This is a genomic window from Streptomyces sp. ITFR-21, from assembly GCF_031844685.1.
GTDB lineage: Bacteria > Actinomycetota > Actinomycetes > Streptomycetales > Streptomycetaceae > Actinacidiphila.
In genome coordinates this window covers 2,604,814-2,625,847 of the sequence record NZ_CP134605.1, presented here as the reverse complement: position 1 = coordinate 2,625,847, position 21,034 = coordinate 2,604,814, and the positions used below count along the sequence as shown (strand labels likewise).

General features: G+C 75.4%; 16 protein-coding genes and 2 pseudogenes. 12 read left to right on the top strand and 6 right to left on the bottom strand.

Annotation, left to right across the window (positions count from 1 at the left end; genetic code table 11):
- Nucleotides 1–778: 778 nt before the first annotated feature.
- Both RLT57_RS11545 and RLT57_RS11540 read left to right on the top strand, forming a co-directional pair.
- Entirely contained in the window at nt 779–1,702 is a 924-nt protein-coding gene (locus tag RLT57_RS11545; protein WP_311297300.1) for a spermidine synthase, read from the top strand.
- A gap of 324 nt (nt 1,703–2,026) precedes the next feature.
- Nucleotides 2,027–5,995 carry a tetratricopeptide repeat protein gene (locus RLT57_RS11540; protein WP_311297299.1) on the top strand — a complete coding sequence of 1,323 codons (3,969 nt, stop codon included), beginning with the start codon at nt 2,027–2,029 and terminating at the stop codon, nt 5,993–5,995.
- 111 nt (nt 5,996–6,106) lie between these two features.
- Here RLT57_RS11540 and ligD read toward each other — a convergent pair whose 3' ends face one another.
- On the bottom strand, nt 6,107–7,147 hold the full coding sequence (gene ligD / locus RLT57_RS11535; protein ID WP_311300679.1) for a non-homologous end-joining DNA ligase: 1,041 nt from the start codon (nt 7,145–7,147) through the stop codon (nt 6,107–6,109).
- A 53-nt stretch (nt 7,148–7,200) separates the two neighbouring features.
- The gene (locus RLT57_RS11530; protein WP_311297298.1) at nt 7,201–7,893 is read right to left on the bottom strand and encodes a DNA polymerase ligase N-terminal domain-containing protein; all 693 of its coding nucleotides are present in this window, start codon (nt 7,891–7,893) and stop codon (nt 7,201–7,203) included.
- A 309-nt stretch (nt 7,894–8,202) separates the two neighbouring features.
- Here RLT57_RS11530 and RLT57_RS11525 point away from each other — a divergent pair, with 309 nt between their 5' ends.
- The 3 genes from RLT57_RS11525 to RLT57_RS11515 all read left to right on the top strand — a co-directional run bounded on the left by RLT57_RS11525 (nt 8,203) and on the right by RLT57_RS11515 (nt 10,950).
- Nucleotides 8,203–9,585, top strand: coding sequence for an MFS transporter (locus RLT57_RS11525; RefSeq protein ID WP_311297297.1), 1,383 nt, complete (start codon nt 8,203–8,205; stop codon nt 9,583–9,585).
- A 40-nt stretch (nt 9,586–9,625) separates the two neighbouring features.
- The gene (locus RLT57_RS11520) at nt 9,626–10,303 is read left to right on the top strand and encodes a TetR/AcrR family transcriptional regulator (protein WP_311297296.1); all 678 of its coding nucleotides are present in this window, start codon (nt 9,626–9,628) and stop codon (nt 10,301–10,303) included.
- 179 nt (nt 10,304–10,482) lie between these two features.
- Complete coding sequence (locus RLT57_RS11515) at nt 10,483–10,950, top strand: SPW repeat protein (protein ID WP_311297295.1); 468 nt, start codon at nt 10,483–10,485, stop codon at nt 10,948–10,950.
- Between the two features lie 189 nt (nt 10,951–11,139).
- Here RLT57_RS11515 and RLT57_RS11510 read toward each other — a convergent pair whose 3' ends face one another.
- Both RLT57_RS11510 and RLT57_RS11505 read right to left on the bottom strand, forming a co-directional pair.
- Entirely contained in the window at nt 11,140–12,807 is a 1,668-nt protein-coding gene (locus RLT57_RS11510; RefSeq protein ID WP_311300678.1) for an MFS transporter, read from the bottom strand.
- Between the two features lie 145 nt (nt 12,808–12,952).
- Nucleotides 12,953–13,582: a MarR family winged helix-turn-helix transcriptional regulator gene (locus RLT57_RS11505; protein ID WP_311297294.1), complete on the bottom strand. Its 630-nt coding sequence runs from the start codon at nt 13,580–13,582 to the stop codon at nt 12,953–12,955.
- A gap of 49 nt (nt 13,583–13,631) precedes the next feature.
- On the opposite strand from RLT57_RS11505, the gene RLT57_RS11500 reads away from it, so the two are divergent.
- The 3 genes from RLT57_RS11500 (at nt 13,632) to tatA (ending at nt 15,228) form a co-directional block, all read left to right on the top strand.
- Nucleotides 13,632–14,396, top strand: a complete 765-nt coding sequence (locus RLT57_RS11500; protein ID WP_311297293.1) for a dienelactone hydrolase family protein — start codon at nt 13,632–13,634, stop codon at nt 14,394–14,396.
- A 5-nt stretch (nt 14,397–14,401) separates the two neighbouring features.
- Nucleotides 14,402–14,671: a DUF6295 family protein gene (locus RLT57_RS11495; protein WP_311297292.1), complete on the top strand. Its 270-nt coding sequence runs from the start codon at nt 14,402–14,404 to the stop codon at nt 14,669–14,671.
- Nucleotides 14,672–14,946: 275 nt separating this feature from the next.
- Nucleotides 14,947–15,228: a Sec-independent protein translocase subunit TatA gene (gene tatA / locus RLT57_RS11490; RefSeq protein WP_311297291.1), complete on the top strand. Its 282-nt coding sequence runs from the start codon at nt 14,947–14,949 to the stop codon at nt 15,226–15,228.
- Between the two features lie 272 nt (nt 15,229–15,500).
- Here the strand turns inward: tatA and RLT57_RS11485 are convergent.
- A pseudogene (locus tag RLT57_RS11485) lies at nt 15,501–15,956 on the bottom strand (MarR family winged helix-turn-helix transcriptional regulator); the annotation flags it as partial.
- Nucleotides 15,957–16,098: 142 nt separating this feature from the next.
- Between RLT57_RS11485 and RLT57_RS11480 the strand changes: the two are divergent.
- On the top strand, nt 16,099–16,650 hold the full coding sequence (locus RLT57_RS11480) for a YceI family protein (protein WP_311297289.1): 552 nt from the start codon (nt 16,099–16,101) through the stop codon (nt 16,648–16,650).
- Between the two features lie 343 nt (nt 16,651–16,993).
- On the opposite strand, the gene RLT57_RS11475 is transcribed toward RLT57_RS11480, so the two are convergent.
- Nucleotides 16,994–17,698, bottom strand: a complete 705-nt coding sequence (locus RLT57_RS11475) for a DedA family protein (RefSeq protein ID WP_311297288.1) — start codon at nt 17,696–17,698, stop codon at nt 16,994–16,996.
- A 111-nt stretch (nt 17,699–17,809) separates the two neighbouring features.
- Here RLT57_RS11475 and RLT57_RS11470 point away from each other — a divergent pair.
- From RLT57_RS11470 to RLT57_RS11460, 3 genes and pseudogenes are all read left to right on the top strand, one after another.
- Nucleotides 17,810–18,199: pseudogene (locus RLT57_RS11470) on the top strand (BlaI/MecI/CopY family transcriptional regulator); the annotation flags it as partial.
- Nucleotides 18,200–18,492: 293 nt separating this feature from the next.
- Entirely contained in the window at nt 18,493–19,398 is a 906-nt protein-coding gene (locus RLT57_RS11465) for a M56 family metallopeptidase (RefSeq protein WP_311297287.1), read from the top strand.
- Between the two features lie 544 nt (nt 19,399–19,942).
- A complete protein-coding gene (locus tag RLT57_RS11460; protein WP_311297286.1) occupies nt 19,943–20,989 on the top strand; it encodes a DUF2786 domain-containing protein in 1,047 nt (348 codons plus the stop codon).
- Nucleotides 20,990–21,034: the final 45 nt, after the last annotated feature.

The window sequence follows — 21,034 nt, the reverse complement described above, 5'->3', positions numbered from 1 at the left end:
GGCGGGTCCGGGCGTAACGCCCCGGGGGAGGCCCGCCGGCTGCTCGCCGCCGGACCGCGGGGCCGGACGGCGGGGCCGGACGGCGGGGCCGGACCGCGGGGCCGGACGGCGGGGCCGGACCGCGGGGCCGGACGGCGGGGTCATGACCACCTCCGTACCCGGACGGGTCCCCGCCGGCGGGTCCCCGCCGGAGCCCGCCGACGTACCGCGGGTGCTGCACGGCCTGCGCTTCGGCGGCCTGCCCTCGGCCCAAGGGCGGGGCAGCGGCGGCGACGCTGTACGCGGCGGCGGTAAGCATCTTGCGGCGGTTGATGTCGGCCTCCCCGAGGCGCCGTAGGGTCTCCACTGGATCGGGTCCGATGCTCGCCCCAAGCGCGGCATCGGCCCGATCCGATCGCTTTTCAAGGACCGGCCAGCTGAGATCCTCCGGCGTGATGTGCCTCCGCAGGCGCCGGGAAAGGGCTTCGGTGCTGTACCGGGCCGTGTCCGGAGCAGGCGGTCTGCCTCCCCGCCACCGGTAGACCGCCGAAGCGTTCGTCCGCAACGTCTGGTCGGCCTCGGCCGCCACCTGGCAAATGTCGCGGGCGCTGCGTAGCGGAGGCCGGACGCTCTGGGCCGGTCGGCCACACCGGCCGTGGCCGTGGCTGGCGCCGGCAGGCCGTCATTCTGTCCCCGAAGCGTGACGGACCCCGCCTGCCGGGCGGAACGGCGCAGGAGGGAAGACGACCTAGGGTTCGGTCAGGAGGGCCGTGTGGGGCCCGGTGGAAAGGGTGGACGGATGAGCGCACGTTTCGAGGAGATCGACTGGCGGCCGACGCCGATGGGCGAGATCAGCCTGCGGCGCAGACGCGATCCGGCGAGCGGCGAGGACGTGTACGAGGTGAAGCTCGGCGACGAGTTCCTGATGTCCAGCCTCTTCACCTCGGGCGAGGTCGCGCTGACCCGGCTCGGTCTCGCCGAGGCGGCCGGCGCCGCACTGGACGTGGTGGTGGGCGGGCTCGGCCTCGGGTACACCGCGCGGGCCGCGCTGGACGACCCCCGGGTGCGCTCGCTGATCGTGGTGGACGCGCTCGCCGAGGTGATCGACTGGCACCGCCGGGGGCTGGTCCCGCTGGGCGCGGGCCTCGCGGGGGACCCCCGCTGCCGACTCGTCCGGGGCGACTTCTTCGCGATGGCCGCGCACCGGGTCGGCCCTTCCAGCGCCGATCCTGCCGACGCCGGAACCGCCGGAACCGCCGGGACCGCCGGGACCGCCGGGACCGCCGGGACCGCCGGGACCGCCGGCCCGGCCGACCCCTCCGACGCCCAGGCCGCGGACCGGGCCGCCGACCCGGCAGCCGACCGGGCCGCCCCTGCCGGGGCCGCCCCCGCCGGCCCGGCCGCCGCCGGCGGCCCCGGCGGCTTCGACCCCCAGGCCCCCGGCCGCCGCTTCCACGCGGTCCTGCTGGACGTCGACCACTCGCCGCGCCACGTCCTGCATCCGCGCCATGCCGCGCTCTACCGGCCCGCCGGGCTGCGCGCCCTCGCCGAACTGCTGCTGCCCGGGGGCGTGTTCGCGCTGTGGTCCAACGACCCGCCGGACAAGGAGTTCGGCGCCGCGCTCGCCGAGGTCTTCCCCCGGACGGCGGCGCACGTCGTCGGGTTCGACAACCCGCTCCAGGAGCGGACCGCCACCAACACCGTCTACGTTGCCGTGAAGTGACCCGCCCCGCCCCTGCACCCCCGCTCGGACCTCGGAAAGGTTCAGGTCGGCACCGTCGACCTGGAGCTTTCGCCGCCCGCCACCTCCCGTCGCCCCGATGACGGCCCCCGGGCCCTGCGGCGACGAATGATGGGCCTTGCACGTTCCGGCGCTGTTCACGTTCCGGTCATCACGACCACTGAGGCTGTCAACGAGACAGTCGGTTCAGTGACGTGGCGCCGCCGCGGACCAGGGCGGTACGGCGCCGGAGGCCCCTCATGGACGGGACACGATCCCCCTTCGACCGCCGCCGCTTCCTCCTCGCCTCCGGGGCCGCCGTCGCCGGTGCCGGAACCGCGTGGTCGCTGCCGGCCGGCCGGGGCCGGGACAGCGCCGCCGCGTCCGACCCGGCCCGGCCGCCCAGGCCGCCGCCCCGACCGCCGATCCATCGCCGCCGCGGCCCCCGCGCGCCTGCCCCGTGCCGACCCGCCCGCCGCCGGACGCCCGGCCCCGTACGGCCTGACCACGCTCGACAGCACCGCCCGGCTGGCCGGCTCCGGCGGCTACCGGCGGATCGTCGAGGGCCCCGGCTGGCCGGTGGCCGTGCGGTCCGAGCTCGCCGCGGCCAGGTCCGGCCGCTCCGACCGGCGCACCCCGCTGGCCTGCTTCGCGCAGATCACCGACCTGCACATGGCCGACGTGCGGAGCCCGCTGCGGACGGAGTTCCTGCGGGTCGGCTCGCCCGGCTCCTGGCGGGTCCAGGAGGCGCTGTCGCTCTTCGTCACCCTCGTCGAGTCCCCGGCCCCCTACCGCACCGACCTCGACGACCTGTCCGCCACCGGACTCGCCTCCCCCTACCGCGGGTTGTCCTACAACGCCCCCGGCCTCGCCGCCACCGTCGGCGGCGTCCAGGAAGCCCGCGCGGGCACGAGGAAGGACCGCAACGCGGAACTCCTGCTCCGCGGGGCGCAGCGCCCGCGTTCGCCCCACCCGACCGCCGCACCCGCGCGCCAGCGGCGTGGCCCCCTGGCCCGCAGCCCGCAGCCCGCAGCCCGCAGCCCCCAAGTCCCTTGGCCCTGGAGCCCCGTGACCCCCGGGCCCCGACCGCCCGAGCCCCGTTGCGGACCGCGTGCCGGTGCGCACCGGCCTTCACGGGCCGCTGGCAGCCGGGACCGGTCGCGCGGCATGCTGGGCGCAGGGGGTGACGCGGGAATGGCCAAGCAGCGGGCGTCGCGGCAGGATCTGAACCGGCGGCGGCGGGCGTCCGGGTTCGTCGGCCGGCGGGAGGAGCTGACCGGGTTCCGGGAGAACCTGGGCCGGGACCCGGCCGACGAGTCCTTCCAGTACCTGTTCCACGTCCACGGGAACGCCGGGGTGGGCAAGACCTCCCTGCTGCGGCAGTGGGAGGCCGCGGCGCGGGCCCGGGAGGCGCTGACCGCCTACGTGGACGACGACGTGCAGAGCCCGCTGGAGGCCATGGCCGCCGTCGCCGTCCAACTCGCCCGCCAGGGCGCCGCCCTCAGGACGTTCGAGAAGCAGCTCGCGACGTACCGGCAGCGGCGCCACGAGGCCGAGTCCGGGCCGGCGCTGCCGGCGGGCGCCGAGACCGGCGAAAGCGGCGAGCCCTCGGCGTCGAGCACGATCCTGGCGCAGGCCGGCCTGGCCGGCCTCGGCCTGGTCCCCGGCGCGGGCGCGCTGGCCGGGGCGCTGGACCCGCAGCAGCTCGCGCAGGCCGCCGACCGGTTGCGGGCCGCCGTCGGGGCGCGGCTGCGCAGCCATGACGACGTGCAGCTGGTGCTGTCGCCGCTGCGGGTGCTGACCCCGGTGTTCCTGGCGGACCTGGCGGAAGCGGCCGAACGCAGCCCGTGGCTGGTGCTGTTCTTCGACGTGCTGGAGCGGACCGGCCCGGTGCTCGGCGAGTGGCTGCGGGACGTCCTGGTGGGGGAGGAGTACGGCGGCCTGCCCGACAACGTGGTGGCGGTCCTGTCCGGCCAGGGGCGGCTGGACCCCCGCTGGTGGGGCGACCACCTCTACCTGGTCGCCCAGGTGCCGCTGGACGTGTTCACCGAGGAGGAGGCCAGGGACCTGCTGGCCGCCCGGGGGATCACCGCCGAGCAGGTGACCGACGTCATCCTCGAACTGACCGGCCGCCTGCCGGTGCTGGTGGACCTGCTGGCCAGGTCCGGGCCGCACGATCCCGGCGACGTCGGCGACCCCTCGGGCACCGCGGTGGAACGCTTCCTGAAGTGGATCACCGACCCCGACCGCCGGGCCGCCGCCCTGGACTGCGCCCTGCCGCTGCAACTGGACGAGGACGTCTTCCGGGCCGCCACGTTTGACGCCGCGGCCGGCGACTACGAGTGGCTGCGCGGCCTGCCGTTCGTCACCGGGCAGGGCGGGCGCAGCCAGTACCACGACGTGGTGCGCACGTCCATGCTGCGCCTCCAGCGCACCCGCTCGCCCATCCGGTGGCGGCGGCAGCACCGGCGTCTCGCCGAGGCGTTCGGGCAGTGGCGGGCCGAACGTGAGTCCGGGGTCCCCGCCGAGCGGCAGTGGCGGGACAGTGGCTGGCGCGAACACCGCCACGACGAGACCTACCACCGCCTGTGCGCCGACCCGCACGCCGCTCTCGCGCCCGCCCTGCTGGATGCCGTCCACGCCTGCGACGGCGGCACGGAGGGCCTGCGCCGATGGGCCCGACTCCTCACCCGGGCGGGCCAGGACGGCGACGATCCGGCCGTCCTCGCCTGGGGCCGGCGGTTGCAGGAGGCGGCCGACAGCGGCGCCGACGGCCTGTCCACCGCGCTGACCCGGCTGCTGTCCGCCCCCGAACTGCCCCGCGAGGGCCGCCGGTTGGCCTACGCCGTACGGGGACGCGAACGCCGCAACGACCGGCGGTACGAGGAGGCGGTGGCCGACTTCGCCGAAGCGCTGGCACTGGACGACGGCTACGCCCGCGCGCACTACGGACTGGCGGAGACCTATCGACTGACGGGCCGTCACCAGCTGGCCGTCGCCGGCTTCACCCGGGCGCTGCGGCTGGACCCGGAGCTGAGCGGGGCTCTCGAACGGCGGGGCATGGCCTACCGGGCGCTGCGGCGCCTCGACGCGTCACTGGCCGACTTCGACCGCGCGGCCGTGCTCGGCCCCGACAGCCGCTGGGTCGCGGTCGCCCGGGGGGAGACCCTGCGCGCCATGCGCCGCTACGAGGAGGCCGTCGCGGAGTTCGACCGCGCGCTCGAACTCGATCCGGAGTTCGTGCGCGCCCTCGTCATCCGCGGCCAGACCCTCAGCGACAGCGGCCGGTACGACGACGCCCGCCGCAGCCACGACCTGGCCGCGGGACTCGCTCCGGCGAACCCGTGGGTTTTCACCAGCCGCGGGGTCTGCCACATGGCGGCGGGCCGGTACGACGACGCGTTCGCTGATTCCGACCGCGCCACCGCGCTCGACCCCGGCTACCGCTGGGCCTTCCTCCTGCGTGGCCGCCTCCACCGTGAGCTGGGCCGGTACGGGGAGTCCGTCGCGGAGTTCGACCGGGCCGCCGCGCTGGGCCCGGACGACGGACGGGCGCACTACGAGCGGGGCCGTACCCTCCAGGCGATGGGCGACCGCGCCGGCGCGCTGGCGGACTTCGACCGGGCCGTCGAGCTGGCGCCCGAGCAGGACTGGGCGTTCGTCCGGCGCGGGAAGCTGCTCCAGTCGCTGCGGCGGTTCCCGTCCGCCCTCGCCGACCTGGACCGCGCGGTCGCGCTGGCACCGGACCGGAGCCGGCACTACGCCGACCGCGGTGAACTCCTGCGGACCATGGGCCGCTTCGAGGCCGCGCTGGCCGACTTCGACCGCGCGATCGCGCTGGACCCCCTCGCCGAGCGGATCCTGGTGCACCGGGGCTCGGTCCTGCTGCGCCTGGGCCGGTACGAGGAGGCGCTGGCCGACCTGGCCCGCAGGGCGGCGGACGGTTCGGCGCAGGGTGCGGACCACGTCCGGCTGGCCGTGGCGCTGCACGCGCTGGGCCGCCCGGGGGCGGACCGGCACTGGGCGCGGGCCGCCGAACTGTTCGCCGGGCTCGTCGCGGCGGGCGGTCCCCGCGCGATGGCCGCGCGGGGCGGGCTGATGAGCCTGCGCTGTGTGCTCGGCGCGTGGGACGAGGCCGCCGCCGAACTGGACCGCTTCCTGGCGTGCGCCCCGGACGGCGCGCTCGCCGAGGCGGTCCTGGCGGAGCTGGTCCAGTTCGGCTCCCTCCTCGCGCTGGACCCCGAGCGGCTGCTTCCGCTCAGGCGGCGTCTGGAGGCGGCGACCCCGGATTTGTAGCCCGCGCGACCCGGCCCCCGGCCGGTACCGCCGGTACCGCCGGTGTCGGCGCTGTCGGCGCGCCCGGCACCCCGGGGGCGTCGCGGCACGGCCCTCGGCCAGGCCACGCCCTCACCCGGGCTGTCCGGGGGCGGATTCCCGGACCACTTCGGCCGGGCGTCTGTCCTCGCGCAGGCCCAGAAAGCGCGGGTGGCGCAGCATCCCGTCGCGGGTCCACTCGCTGAAGCCGAGCTGGGCGACCAGCTCCGGGCGGACCCAGCGCGGGGCGCGTTCCCGGACCGGGTCGGCGAAGGGGGAGCGCGGCTGGGCCAGGGCATCCAGCCGGGCCCGCAGCGTCAGCAGGGTCCGCCGGTCGTAGCCGGTGCCGACCTTGCCCGCGTACCGCAGGCGGGCGCTGTCCCCGCCGTCCCCGTGGTCGTAGTAGCCGATCAGCAGCGCGCCGAAGCCGGTCCGGCTGCCGGCCGGTTCGGTGAAGCCGCCGATCACGAACTCCTGTCCGGCCGCGCACTTGAGCTTCAGCCAGTCGGCGGAGCGCCGGGCCTGGTAGGGGGCGTCGGCGCGTTTGGCGATCAGGCCCTCCCAGCCCCTGTCGCAGGCGTCGGCGAGCAGGTCGCCGTCGACGTGGTTGCGGTGCGGGGTGCTGCGCAGGGGGCCGTGGAAGCCGAGGGCGCCGCGCAGCAGGGCCTTGCGGGTGCGCTGCGGCAGGCCGCCGGTGTTCCAGCCGTCGAGGACGAGCAGGTCGAAGACGTAGTAGAAGACGGCGACCGGACTGGCCCGGACCGCCCGCGGGTCGGTCAGGCCCATCCGCTGCTGCAACAGCGAGAAGTCGGTCCGGCCGTCCCGCAGCGCGACGATCTCGCCGTCCGCCACGAAGTCGCCGCACTCCTGCGCGGCCAGCGCGGCCACCACCTCCGGGTACGTGCCGTCCATCACCCGCCCGGTCCGGGACAGCAGCCGGGCGCCGGCGCCGTCGCGTACGGCCAGGGCGCGTACCCCGTCCAGCTTCCGTTCGAAGAGCCAGCGGTCGTCGAAGGCGCGGCGGTCGCTGAGGGTGGCCAGCATCGGCCGGTCGGCCAGCGTGGAACGGTCCTCGGGCGCGGGGCGCAGCCGCGCCCGCTGGGCTGCGGGAAGCCGGTCGAGCGCCGCCGGCAGCCCGCCCGCGGCCCCGCCCGGCGGCCGGCCCCCGCCCGGCGTGCCCCGGGAGCTCATCGGGCGGCCCGCCCGGCCCCGGCGCCCCCGGCGGCGCCCCCCGCAGCGCCCGCTGTCTCCGCCGCCACCTGCCGCAGGGTGCGCCCGCTCAGCACCGAGCGGGCCCGGTGCGGATCGGGCGTGCCGCGGCCCGGGGCAGCCCACCGGTCGGCCTCCTTGACCAGCAGCCACGCCTCGCCCTGCCCGCGGCTGTCGCGGATCCGGGTGAGCGCGTAGGCGCCGTGCAGCTTGGCGCCGTCCAGCCGGAAGGAGGCGTGGCCCGTGTGCAGCGCGTCGGCGAAGGGTATCTCGGCGCCGGAACGGTCCGTGCTGAGATTGCGGTAGCCGCCCTCGTCCCACACGATCACCGTCCCGCCGCCGTACTCGCCGCGGGCGATGACCCCCTCGAAGTGCCGGTAGTCCAGCGGGTGGTCCTCGGTGGGCACGGCGAGCCGCTTCTTCCGCGGGTCGGGCGAGGGGCCTTTGGGCACCGCCCAGGAGGCGAGGGCGCCGCCGACCTCCAGCCGGAAGTCGAAGTGCATCCTGCTCGCGTCGTGGATCTGTACGACGAATGCGGGCGCGGAACCCGTCGCGCCGGAACCGCTCCCGCCTCCCGGCGCGGAGTCCGGGCCCGGCTCCGGGGTCTTCGCGAAGTCCCGCCTGCGCCGGTACTCGGCCAGCGCGTCCGGCGAACCGTCCTTGGGTGCCATCGCCGCCTCCTCACCCGCTCTGTCCGCGGTTTCCCGCCGTTCCTCCGCCGTTCCTCCGCCCGCCCGTCCCGACCGTGCGCCTGTCCGCCGACCGGATCCGTAAACCGGGCAGAACGGGCCGAGTCGGTTGGCCGTGGTAGTAGACAACTCTGTCTTACTCACGCGTCGCATCGTGGTTGGCAGACCGGTCGTGCTGATTGCTGAGCTGCGGAGACAATGGTTCGTTTGACATGAGTAGACAGGTCTGTCTAATGTCCTGCCCGCCAGGCTGTTCCACCCAGCACCACTCGGTGATCAGGAGCCACCCCCATGACCGACAGCCGTTTCCGACTCGGCCCGACCCCCTCGCTCGCCCTCCTCACCTCGATCGTCGTCTCGCTGCTCGCCGCCTCCAGCGCGCCGACCCCGCTCTACGCGGTCTACCAGCGGGAATGGGGCTTCTCCCCGATCACCACCACCGTCGTCTTCGGCGTGTACGCGCTCGCCGTGCTGGCCGCGCTGCTGGTCTTCGGCCGGATCTCCGACCACGTCGGGCGCCGCCCGGTGCTCTTCGCCGCGCTCGCCGGCCAGGCGGTCGCGATGCTGGTGTTCGCCCGCGCGGGCAGCGTCGACGCGCTGCTGACCGCCCGGGTGGTCCAGGGCGTGTCCACCGGCGCCGCGCTCGGCGCGATCGGGGCCGCGCTGCTGGACATCGACCGGGTGCGCGGCGCCGTCGCCAACTCCTTCGCGCCCGCCACCGGCACCGCCACCGGCGCGCTGGTGTCCGGCCTGGTGGTGCAGTACCTGCCCGCGCCGACCCGCCTGGTCTACCTGCTGCTGCTCGCGGTCTTGGCGCTCCAGGCGGTGGGCGTGGGCGTGCTGGCCGAGCCGGTGCGCCGCAGGCCCGGCGCGCTGGCCGCCATGAGGCCCGAGATCAGGCTGCCGCGGGCGGCCCGCGGCCCGGTCGCCGTCGCGGTGCCGGTGCTGTTCGCGGTCTGGGCGCTGGCCGGCTTCTACGGGGCGCTCGCCCCGGCGATCACCGCGACCCTCGTCCACTCGCACTCGGTGGTCTACGGCGGTCTCGGCCTGTTCGTGCTGGCCGCCGCGGGCGCGCTGTCCGTGCTGCTGCTGCGGACCGCCCCGACGCGTACGGTCATGGTGCTCGGCGTCCTCACGCTGATCGCGGGCATCGCGATCACCCTGGTCTCGATCGGCTCCGGCGCCGGCGGTACGGCCTCGGTCACCGGCTTCTTCGTCGGTACCGCGGTGGCCGGGTTCGGCTTCGGCAGCGGCTTCCAGGGCGGTATCCGGCTGGTGGTGCCGGTGGTGGAGGCGCACGAGCGGGCCGGGGTGCTGTCGCTGCTGTACGTGGTGTCGTACCTGGGCATGGGCGTGCCGGCGGTCGTCGGCGGGGTGCTGGTGGTGCACGGCGGCGGCCTGCTGGCCACCGCCCGGGAGTACGGCGCCGCGGTGATCGTGCTGGCCGCGGCGGCGCTGGCCGGACTGCTGCTGACCGGCGGGCGCGGCCGGCCGGCCGCGCCGGGACGGATCGTCGCCGTGTCGGCGGGCGGGTCCGGCGCCGGGTCCGCGCACGGACCGGCGGGTGCGCCGGTGCGGGCGGTCGGTGGGCCGGCGGGCGGGCGGGCGGCGCCGCGTGAGCCTGTCACCGCGGTGGTGGCGCGAACCCGTTCGGGAGAACGGGACGAGAGCTAGGATAGACAGACCTGTCTGAACAGTGCCGGAGAGGACGGACATGGCGACCAGGACCCCCACGACCACGGCGAAGGCGGCCACCCAACCGTCCGCGAAGGCCGCAGGAAAGACGGCGGGGAAGCCCGCCGGGAAGCCCGCCGCGGGCCCGGCGAAGCCGTCCGCGCGGGAGCGGCTGCTCGGCGCCGCGACCGAGCTGTTCTACCGCGAGGGCGTACAGACCGTCGGCATCGACCGGATCATCGAGCACGCCGGGGTGGCGAAGGCGTCGCTCTACAACACCTTCGGCAACAAGGAAGGGCTGGTCCGCGCCTATCTGGACGTCCGCCACCTGGTCATCCGGGAGCGGGTCGAACGCACCCTGACCCGCTTCCGCACCCCCCGCGAGCGGCTGCTGGGCGTGTTCGACGCGGCCGGCGAGACGGTCACCGCCCCCGGCTTCAACGGCTGCGCCTTCGTCGCGGCCACCGCCGAGGCGTCGCCCGGCGGTGCCATCCAGCTGGCCGCCGACGGCCACCGGGCGTGGCTGCGCGGTGTGCTCACCGACCTGGCCACCGAGGCGGGCGTCGCCGACCCCGAGACCCTCGCCCACCAGCTGCACCTGCTCTACGACGGCGCGGTGCTCTCCGGCCGGATGGACCGGGACCCGTCCGCGGTCACTACCGCGCGCGCGGCGGCCACCGTGCTGCTCGACGCCGCGGTCACGACCTCGGGAAGCTGATGGCCTCTCGGGTGGCCGCATTGCTCACAGGGGTTTTACGCTGAACTGAGGATGCGGCAGCTCCGGGGCGGAGACCCGGAGGACATCCGGGGGCCCGGAGTACGTCCGGTGGCCTGAGCGGCTGGCAAGCCGCGGAAAATCAACTGCACTTCCGAGATCGAACGAAGGAGGTGGCTTGAATGGCCACCCATTCGACCGACACATCCCACATCGACACCCATCCCGACCTGGTATCCCTAAGGGACAGGTACGCGGCAATGTCGGACAAGCCGCTGAACGGACTGCTCGAAGGTCTGTGCGTGCTGGCCGGCCTGTATCTCGCGATCTCCCCCTGGGTGGTGGGCTTCCAGAGCTTCAGCCCCAGCCTGCGGGTGAGCAACCTGATCACCGGTATCGCGCTCGCGGTGCTGGGCATGGGCTTCGGCTCGGTCCTGGAGCGGACCCACGGCCTGGGTTGGGTCGCCACGGCGATCGGTGCGTGGACCATCGTGGCCCCTTGGGCGGTATCCGGCAGCGCGGCCTTCCACAAGACGATCTGGAACAACTCGTTTGTAGGTGGTGTGGCCTGCCTGGTCGGACTCGCCATCATGGCCATGGGTCTGATGGCAAGCCGTAGTCGCCGTTCCGGCACCCGGACCCGGGCCTGACGGTTCGCCCCCAGCGACGTACCCACGGCCCCCGACCGCCGGATCCAGCGGGCGGCCCCCCATCCCGGGGGGCCGCCCGTGCGGCTGTCCGGCGCCGGAACCGCCGGCGACCCGCCGCCGTCAGCAACTCGCCATCGCCATCGCCATCGCCATCGCCACCGCCCGGCCGCCGTCGGCCCGGCGGCGCCGTCAGCCCTGCGCGGGCGTACGGTCCGGGGACGGCTTCGGGGCGGGGACCGGCTCGGGGCCCAGGAGGGTCGGCTTGGGGGTGCCGCGCAGCGCCGAGGCGGTCGCGGCCAGCAGGGACATCGCGGCGGCGGTGGCGAAGACGATCACCAGGCCGTGGTGGAAGGGGGAGGAGATCAGGTCGGGGAAGAACTCCTTGCCGGTCAGCACGCCCCGGTTGGGCGCGGGCAGCTCCGCCAGCGTGCCGGAGGGCTTGAGCAGCGTCTCGATCGGGTTGATGCCGAGGAACGCGGAGAACACCGTGGACACCGGCGGTAGCCCCGCCGCCTGGTGGGCGACACCGGCCGGTACCCCCTGGGCCCGCAGCCCGGAGTCCAGCGCGCCCGGCAGCCGGTCGGCCAGGCCGATGATCAGCAGCGAGAAGAACACCCCGATGGACAGCGACGTCCCGGAGTTCTGGAAGGTGGAGCGCATCCCGGACGCGGCGCCCCGGTGGCTTGCGGGCACGCTGCTCATGATCGCCGAGGTGTTCGGCGCGGAGAACATCCCGGAGCCGACGCCGTTGAGCAGGATCAGCAGCGCGAAGACCCAGTAGGGGAAGTCGATCGGCAGCAGGAGCAGTCCGACGAAGCTGCACCCGAAGAGCACCAGGCCGCCGGTGGTGAACCAGCGCACCCCGAACCGGTCGGACAGCGTGCCGGACACCGGTCCGGCCAGCAGGAACCCCGCGGTCAGCGGCAGCAGGAAGATCCCCGCCCACAGCGGCGCGTCCGCGTAGTCGTAGCCGTGCAGCGGCAGCCAGATGCCCTGCAGCCAGATGATCAGCATGAACTGGAGCCCGCCGCGGGCGACCGACGCCAGCAGCGCCGCCGCGTTGCCCGCGGCGAAGTGCCGGTTGCGGAACAGCCGCAGCGGGAACATCGGCTGCGCAACCTTCGTCTCGATCACCGCGAACGCCACCAGCAACGCCGCCCCGCCGATCAGCCCGACCAGCACCTTCGGGCTGGTCCAGCCCATGGTGTCGTCGCCGTAGGGCTGGATGCCGTAGGTGATGGAGATCAGGATCAGGCCGCAGCCCAGCGCGAAGGTGAGGTTGCCCCACCAGTCGATCCGGGCCGGCTGCCGGGCGGAGGTCTCGCGCAGCGAACGGTACGCCCAGACGGTGCCGAGGACGCCGACCGGCACGTTCACCCAGAACACCGCCCGCCAGTCCCATGCCGACAGCAGCCCGCCCAGCACCAGGCCGATGAACTGGCCGGACAGCGCGGAGATCTGGTTGATGCCGAGAGCCATGCCGCGCTGGCGGGTCGGGAAGGCGTCGGTGAGGATCGCCGCCGAGTTCGCCATCAGCATCGCGCCGCCGAGCGCCTGCACGACCCGCCAGGCGATCAGCCACAGCGCGCCGCTGGTGCCGTACGCCGGGTCGAAGGAGAGCGCTATGGAGGCGAGGGTGAAGACCACGAAGCCGAGGTTGTAGATCCTCACCCGGCCCACGATGTCGCCCAGCCGCCCGAGGGTCACCACCAGCACCGCGGTGACCAGCAGGTACCCCATGATCATCCACAGCAGATAGCTGATGTTGCCGGGCCCGAACGGGTCCAGGTGGATGCCGCGGAAGATGGCCGGCATCGAGATGATCACGATCGACGAGTCCACCGTCGCCATGAACATCCCGAGGCTGGTGTTGGACAGCGCCACCCACTTGTAGCGGTCGGGGCGGCCGTCGGGGTCCAAGCGGTCGGGGCGGCCGGACCGGGCGGCGGCCTCGGGGCGGGCGGTACCGCCGCGTCCTGCGTCTCCTGCGTCTCCTGCGGCCTCAGACACGGCGGGTGATCCTCTCCAGCAGCGGTATGGCGGCGGCCAGTTGCTCCTGCTCCGCCGGGGTCAGTTCCTCGCTGATCGCCAGCGCCAGCCGGCGGCCCCGCTCGCGGCGGGCGCCGTGCAGGCCGTCCCGGCCCGCCGCGGTCAGCGAGACCACCATCCGCCGGCCGTCGTGCGGGTCGTGGGCGCGGGCGACGAGGCCGCGGTCCTGGAGGGCGTTGACGATCGTGCACATCGACTGCGGCCGGATGCCCTCCCCCGCGGCCAGTTCGGACGCGGTGGCCGGGCCCTCGCGGTCCAGCCGGACCAGTGCGGAGGTCTGCGAGAGGGTGAGTTCGCCGTCCGGCCGGAACTGCCGCAGCCGCCGTACGAGGGGGCCGACCGCGATCCGCAGGTCCGTGGCGGTCCGCTCGGCGAGCGACCCGGGGGTGTCGGCGGGGATGTCGGCGGGGATGTCGTCCCGGGCGCCGGCGGGGGCGGCCGGCGCGTCGTCCCCGTCACCGGCGGGGTGGCGGGGGCCGGGGGCGGCGTGTTCGGCGGGGCCGGTCGGGGCTCCTGGGCTGCCGGTCGCCGGGCCGGCGGCGCGGCCAGTCGGATCGGCGGTTCGAGCGCGGCTGGTCGTCATAACCTTCAGTATAAACTGAACAGTCCAGGCTTATGGTATAGCTGGCGGCATGAGTGAACCCTCTCCCACTGCTCCCGGCTCCCTGACCGCGACCACGATCAGCGTCACCGGCCACGGCGACGACCCGATCGAGGCGTACCTGGCCCGCCCGGAGGGCGGCGCGGCCCGCGGCGGAGTCGTCGTCATCCACCACATGCCCGGCTACGACCGGGCCAGCAAGGAGATCACCCGGCGTTTCGCCGAGCTCGGCTACGACGCGGTCTGCCCCAACCTGTACTCGCGCGAGGCCCCCGGTGCCGCGCCCGACGACGCCGCTGCCGCCGCCCGCGCGGCCGGCGGCGTCCCCGACGAGCGGCTGGTCGGCGACGTGGACGGCGCGGCCCGCCACCTGCGCGCGCTGCCCACCTCCAACGGCAAGGTCGGCGTGATCGGTTACTGCTCCGGCGGCCGGCAGTCCGTACTGTCCGCGTGCAACCTCGACCTGGACGCGGCCGTCGACTGCTACGGCGCCTTTGTCACCGGTACGGTCCCCACCGAGTTCCCGCTGAAGATCAGCAACCTTGTCGACCAGCTGCCGAACCTGCGCACCCCGCTGCTCGGCCTGTTCGGCAAGGAGGACAAATACCCGAGCCAGGACCATGTCGCCGAGCTGGAGCGGCTGCTCGCCGAGCACGGCAAGGACTTCGAGCCGCACAGCTACGAGGGCGCGGGCCACGGGTTCTTCGCCGTCGACCGGCCCAGTTACCACGTGCCCGCCGCCAACGACGGCTGGGAGCGGATCCAGTCGTTCTTCGGCCGCCACCTCGGGAGCTGACCGGCATGTGCACCTATCTGACCGTCAAGGACAAGATCGACGGCAGCGCCAAGGGCCCGAACGGCTCCTGGTTCCACGTCACCGACGTGACCGTCTACTTCGACCACCCGGTGCACGCGATGGCCGGGCACACCCTGAACATCGACTTCACCGACCCGGCCAAGGGCCCCTCGGCCCGGGTCGCCCTGGAGCTGACCGCGGACTCCGCGCGCCGGCTGGTGGCCGCGATCCAGCAGGCCCTGGACGCGGTGCCGGTCGAGATGCAGCAGGCGTAAGCCCACATGGTGGGCACCGCCTCCGCTTTCCCGGCTGCCCCCGGGAGCGGGGGCGGTGGCCCGCCGGCCGGAGAAACGGCTGGTCGGAGAGGGTCCGGTGGCCGGGCGCCGGACCGGTGCGGCCGCGGCGGAGCACACCGACCGGCGGCCGGGGCTTCCCGTTCACGAGCTTTTTGCGCATGCTGTGAGTACCCGGGTGCCGTCACCAACCGGTCCGGGGTGACAATGCGGAAGTCGACGTGTGCGTGATCGACCCTTAACGAAGCGAGGATCCCATGTTGCGAAACGGGCTGGAGCCGTGGCACCTGATCGTGGTGGCGATCGTCGTCATCGTGCTGTTCGGTTCCAAGAAGCTGCCGGAGGCCGCCCGCGGTCTCGGCAAGTCGATGCGGATTCTCAAGTCCGAGGCCAAGGCGATGAAGACCGACGACGTGCCCGCCACGGGCGGCACGCCGACCTCTTCGACGGTGCCGGCGCCCGAGGCGATCACCCCCAGTGACGTGGTGGCGTCCAACGAGGCGACCACCCCGCAGCAGGCGGCCACCACCGCCAAGTAGCCCCCGGGCTCACCAGCTGCCCGGCTCCGGCGGCCCCTGGTGCGTCCAGGCGGCCCGGAGGCCGGGCACGCGTGTGTCGTCATGCGTCGTCATCCGACGTCATCCGCTGTCATCCGTTGTCAGCAGGGGACGCCCGGGTCTCCGGCGCCCTCGGCGCCCGCCGCGATGTGGGCGCCCCGGGCTCTCCCGTCCGCGGCGCCCGCCTCGGCGCCCCCGGGCTCCCCGGCGCCGGTCCCGCACTCCCGCTCGTCCTCCTCGCGGGCCCGCGCGCAGTCCGTCCGCAGCCCCGCGCTGACGGCCATGCCGATGTCCCGGAGCGTCTCCAGCTGTTCGGGCGTCAGGACGTCGAAGAGCTTCTCGCGGACGGTCGTGACATGTCCGGGGGCGGCGGCCGCCAAAGTTGCGAAGCCCGTGTCGGTGAGCCGGCAGACCCAGCCGCGGCGGTCGGCGTCGGCCGGGCGGCGCTCCACCCAGCCGTTCTTCTCCAAAGCGGCGACCGCGTGCGAGAGCCGGCTGCGCGACGACAGCGAGGCGTCCGCCAGCTCGCTCATCCGCAGGCAGCGGTCCGGCGCCTCGGACAGCCGGACCAGGATCTCGTAGTACGCCATGGGCAGACCGGCGTCGCGGCGCAGCTGGCGGTCGACGTGGGCCGCGAGTTCGACGCTCGCGGTCAGGTACGCCCGCCAGATCCGCTGCTCCTCCTCCGACAGCCACCGCACATCAGTCATGCCCCCAGCATAGGGTGGTTGAACTCTCAACCCCTACGCGCTAGGGTTTCCGTGAACGCTCAAGCATTCTCGCGGCATCCTGCGTCGTTTCCGCGGCCTGCTGTCCTTCCCGTACCGCCCGGCCCCACGAGGAGTTCTCCCCATGACCGCTCAGACCGATGTGATCGACGGCTACGTCGCCGGCACCTGGACCATCGACACCGTGCACTCCGACGTGTCCTTCTACGTCCGTCACCTGGGAGTCTCCAAGGTCCGCGGCGCTTTCTCCGAGTTCGCGGGCTCCATCACCACCGCTGAGGACCCGCTGGAGTCCAAGGTCTCCGCGGTGATCAAGACGGCCTCGGTGAGCACCAACAACGAAAGCCGCGACGCGCATGTCCGCGGCGCCGACTTCCTGGACGTCGAGCAGTTCCCCGAGCTGACCTTCGAGTCCGGCGAGATACGCGCCATCACCTCCGAGGTCTTCGAGGTCGACGGCGCGCTGACCCTGCACGGCGTCACCAAGACCGTCACCCTCAAGCTGGAGCTGAACGGCTTCGGCAAGGGCTTCGACGGCAACGCGGTGGCCGGCTTCTCCGCCGCCACCGAGATCAGCCGCAGTGAGTTCGGCGTCACCGGCGGCGCGACGGGTGCCGCGGTCGGCGACAAGATCCGTATCGCCCTGGAGATCGAGGCGGCTCTGGCCCAGGCCTGACCTCCCCGCTTCCCGCGGCCCCGACGGCCGCCCGTCCCGCCCTCCCGGCGCGGACGGGCGGCCGTCGGCGTTGTGCGTTGTGCGCTGCGCGAGGGGTGCGGGGCGCTGCGCGCGGGACGAGCGGCCCGGGGCGCAGCGTTGCGCGGGCGACGTCGGCCGCGGGGGCGCCGCCGGGCCGGGGTGTGCCGGCTCGCGCCGGCCGCCCCCCGAGCCCCCGTTGGCGGTCCGGCCCACCTGGGCCCGGGTCTGGGCCGGCGCCTGGGCTGACGCCCGCTCCCCGTCCGTCGCTCCCCGTCCGTCGTTCCCCGTCCGCCGGTCTCTGCCCGCCGGCGGCGCGCCGCCGTCACGGCCGCTCGGCGGCCGGTTCCCGCTCGGGGGCGGCGTCGGCGTCGGCGGTCGCGGCGGTGGCGGCCTTCTTCCCGCCGCCGCGGCGCAGTTCGAGGGCCAGCGGCGCCAGCGAGACGACCACGATCAGCGCGACGATCGGCAGCAGGTACGTGTCCACGTGCGGGATCGACGAGCCGAGCGCGTACCCGCCGAGCACCAGCCCCACGGTCCACACCGCGCCGCCGACGGTCTGCCAGAGCGCGAAGGTGCGGGCGGGTACGTCCAGCGCGCCGGCCAGCGGGTTCAGCACCGTCCGTACCACCGGGATGAAGCGGGCCAGCACCACGGCCTTGGCGTGCCCGTAGCGCTCCAGCAGCTCGGCGGCGCGGGCCGCGCCTTCGTGCAGTTTGCGGTTGCGGCTCCGGGCCAGCAGCGCCGGGCCGCCCCGGCGCCCGATCAGGTACCCGGTCTGCGCGCCGAGCAGCGCGCCGGCCGTCGCGGCGACCAGCACCTGCCACAGCGACAGGTGCACCGTGTCGGAGGCGCCGGAGACGCTGAGCAGGCCGGCGGTGAAGAGCAGCGAGTCGCCGGGCAGGAAGAAGCCGATCAGCAGCCCGGTCTCGGCGAACATCACCACCGCGATGCCGAGCGCGCCGAAGGAGGAGAGCAGCGAGGTGGCGTCGAGTACGTTCACTGCCTGGTCGGTCAGGGGCAGGGGCATGGGGTGGGGCCCTCTCATAATGGGTCCGGGGGCGCGGCGATGCGCCCTTCCGACTACAGTGATGTAGTCGCTCTAGGGCACTCTAGGCGAACGCGCGGGAAGGGGCGATCCATGCGGGATCTGCCGGGGCCGGGGGGCGGTGCGGCCCGCCGCCCGTCGGGTGGGCTGGAGGCGAGCGTCCTGGCGGCGCTCTGGGCGGCCGGCGGTCGCGCGCTCACCCCGGCCGACGTCCAGCGCGACCTCGGCGCCGGTCTCGCCCGGACGACCGTGACCACCATCCTGGCCCGCCTGTACGAGAAGGGTACGGTCAGCCGCGCCCGGGCCGGCCGCGGCTACGCCTACCTGCCCGTCCAGGACCCCCCGGGCCTCGCGGCCCGGCGGATGCGCACCGAACTCGACAAGTCCGCCTCCGACGACCGCGGTACGGTCCTGGCCCGCTTCGTCTCCGAACTCAACCCCGCCGACGAGGCCCTCCTGCGGGCGCTGCTGCGCGACGCGGACGCGGACGCGGACTCCGCGGAGGCGGGGGCGGGGGCGGGGGCGGGGGGCGGCGCGGGTTCGGCGTCGGCGGGGGACGCGGGCGCGGGGGGCGGGACGCCGTCGGCGGGTGCGGGTGCGGCGGGGGCCGGACCGGAGGGGCGCGCGGGTGTGGGTGCCGGGACCGGGCCCGGCTCGACGGAGGACCGCGCGGGCGCGGCGGCCGGTGCGGGCGCGGGTTCGGCGTCGGCGGGGGACGCGGGGACTGGGCGCGGGGCGGGGACGGACGCCGGGGGCGGCGCGGCGGGGGACGCGTCGTGAGCGTCGCCGTGTGGGTGCCCCTGCTGCTGCCGCTGGTCGCGGCGCCGGCCGCGCGGCGGCTGGCGGAGGAGTTGCCGCCGAGGGCGGCGGCCTGGCTGCTGGCGGTGTCGGCGGTGACGCTCGCGGCGTGCGCAAGCGCCGCGCTGGCGCTGCTGGCCGGCGCCGGGGCGCTGCGGCTGCCGCCGGTCGCCGCCCTCGGCCACCTGGTGCTGCCGGTGGTGGGGGACCAGGTCACCGTGCCGGCCGCGTGCGGGGCGGCGGGGCTGCTCGCGGCGGTCGTCGTGGCGCTGCTGCGGACGCTGCGGCTGCACGTCGTCCACCCGGCCAGGGCGCGGCGGGCCGCGGCGGCGACCGGCACGGCGGCGGGGGACCTGACGGTGCTGCCCGACCCCGGACCCGACGCGTACGCGCTGCCCGGTCGCCCCGGGCGGATCGTGGTGACCAGCGGCATGCTGCGGGCGCTCGACCCGGCGGAGCGCGAGGCGCTGCTCGCGCACGAGCGCGCCCACCTCGCCGGGCGCCACCACCTCTTCCTCACCGCGGTCGCGCTGTCCTGCGCGTGCCACCCGGCGCTGCGGCTGCTCCGCTCACCGCTGTCCTACGCGCTCGAACGCTGGGCCGACGAGTCCGCCGCGGCGGCCGTCGGGGACCGCCGCGTCGCCGCCCGCGCGATCGGCCGCGCCGCCCTGGCCGCCACCCGCCCCAGCGCGGCGTCCCTCTCGGCCACCACCGGCCCCGTCCCCCGCCGCGTCGCCGCCCTCCTCGCCCCGGCCCACACCCCCACCCGCGCCCCCCGCGCCATCGCCGCCGTCCTCGCCTGCTGCCTCACCCTCTCCGCCGCCTGCGCCCTGGAAGCGGCCCACGACCTCCACGGCTCCATCGAGATCGCCCAGGGCGAGTAGCGCCCCTCACCGGGGTGGAGCACCGACCCGACGCACGCCCCCGGGCCCCCGGGTACGGCCTCGGCCCGGGGTGCTCCTGAGGGGGGCGCGGGGAACCGCGCGGTCGGCGACGTACTGGTCCTGGTGGTCCGGGCGCCTGCCGCGAGCGGCCTGCTGAGCGGCCGACCGGGCCCCCGCGCCGCCCGAGGGCGCCCCCTCCGGAGAGCTCGGGGGTCCGCACCCGTTCGGGGTGCCCGAGGGGGCGCGGGGAACGGTGCGGTCGGCCACGCACTGGTCCGGTGGTCCGGAAACCCGCCGTGAGGGGCCGGGCGCGCGGCCTGGTGCGCCGTCGTGACGGTTGTGTGCGGTACCCGCCATCGCGGAGGCGCCGCGCGGGGGCGGGCCGGGGCCCCGCACCGCTCGGGGTTTCCGATGCGGGGCGCGGGGAACTGCGCGGGTGACCGGTCACCGGCCGACGGGTCCGGAAACCCGCCGCGAGGGGCCGGGCGCGCGGTCCGGTGGGTGGCGCGGGCCGCGTGCGGCGGGGGGCGTCGACAATGGGGGGGTGGAGGAATTCGAGGTGGCGTTCGGGCGGGCGTTGGCGGCCGGGGGCGGGGAGGCCGAGGTGGACGGGGCCGCTTCGGTGCTGGCGGCCAGTGGGGACGCGTGGAGCGGGATCGCCGGGCGGTTGGCGGCGCGGGTGGGGCGGGAGTGCGCGGGGCGCGGGTGGGGGAGCGCTGACCTGCTGCGGATGGCGGAGCGGGAGTTGGGCGCGCGGCACCGCCGGGCGGCCGTCGCGCTGGCCGAGGGCGGGGACGGGCTCGCGGACTTCGCCGGGCGGGAGCGGCTCGACCGGTTCTCCGCGGCGGGCCTCGCGGTGGAGGTGCTGTGCCTGTACGGGCGGCTGCCGCGCATCGCCGCCCTGACACCGCCGCGCCCCGCGTCCGCCTCCGGACCCGCTGCGGGCGCCGCGGGCAAGGCGCTCGGGCGGATCCGCGCGCTGCTGGCCAAGGCGGAGTCCACCGGGTTTCCCGAGGAGGCCGAGGCGCTGTCGGCGAAGGCCCAGCACCTGATGGCCCGGCACAGCATCGACGAGGCGCTGGTGGCCGGCGGGGGCGCGGGCGGCCCCGGCCCCGGCGCCCGCCGGATCGGCGTCGACCGCCCCTACGAGGGCGCCAAGGCCCTGCTGCTGGACGCCGTCGCCTCGGCCAACCGCTGCCAGGCGGTGTGGTCCGCCGACTTCGGCTTCTCGACGGTCGTCGGCCACGACACCGACCTCGACGCCGTCGAACTCCTCTACACCTCGCTGCTGGTCCAGGCCGACCGCGCGCTGCGCCGCGGCGCCTCCCGTTCCCGCGACTTCCGCGAGTCCTTCCTGATCGCGTACGCCGCCCGGATCGGTGAACGCCTCAGCGCCGCCGTGACCGCGGAGGTCGGCGACAGCGCCGCCCCCGACCTGCTGCCGGTCCTCGCCTCCCGCGACCTCGCCGTCGAGTCCGAGACGCGCCGCCTCTTCCCGTCGACCACCACGTCCCGCCTCAAGGGCCGCGACCGCGAAGGCTGGCACCACGGCCACTCCGCCGCCGACGCGGCCACCTTCGGACCCCGCTGACGGCCATCCGGCCCCGGCCCCGCCCGGCCGCGCCTTGCCGCGCCT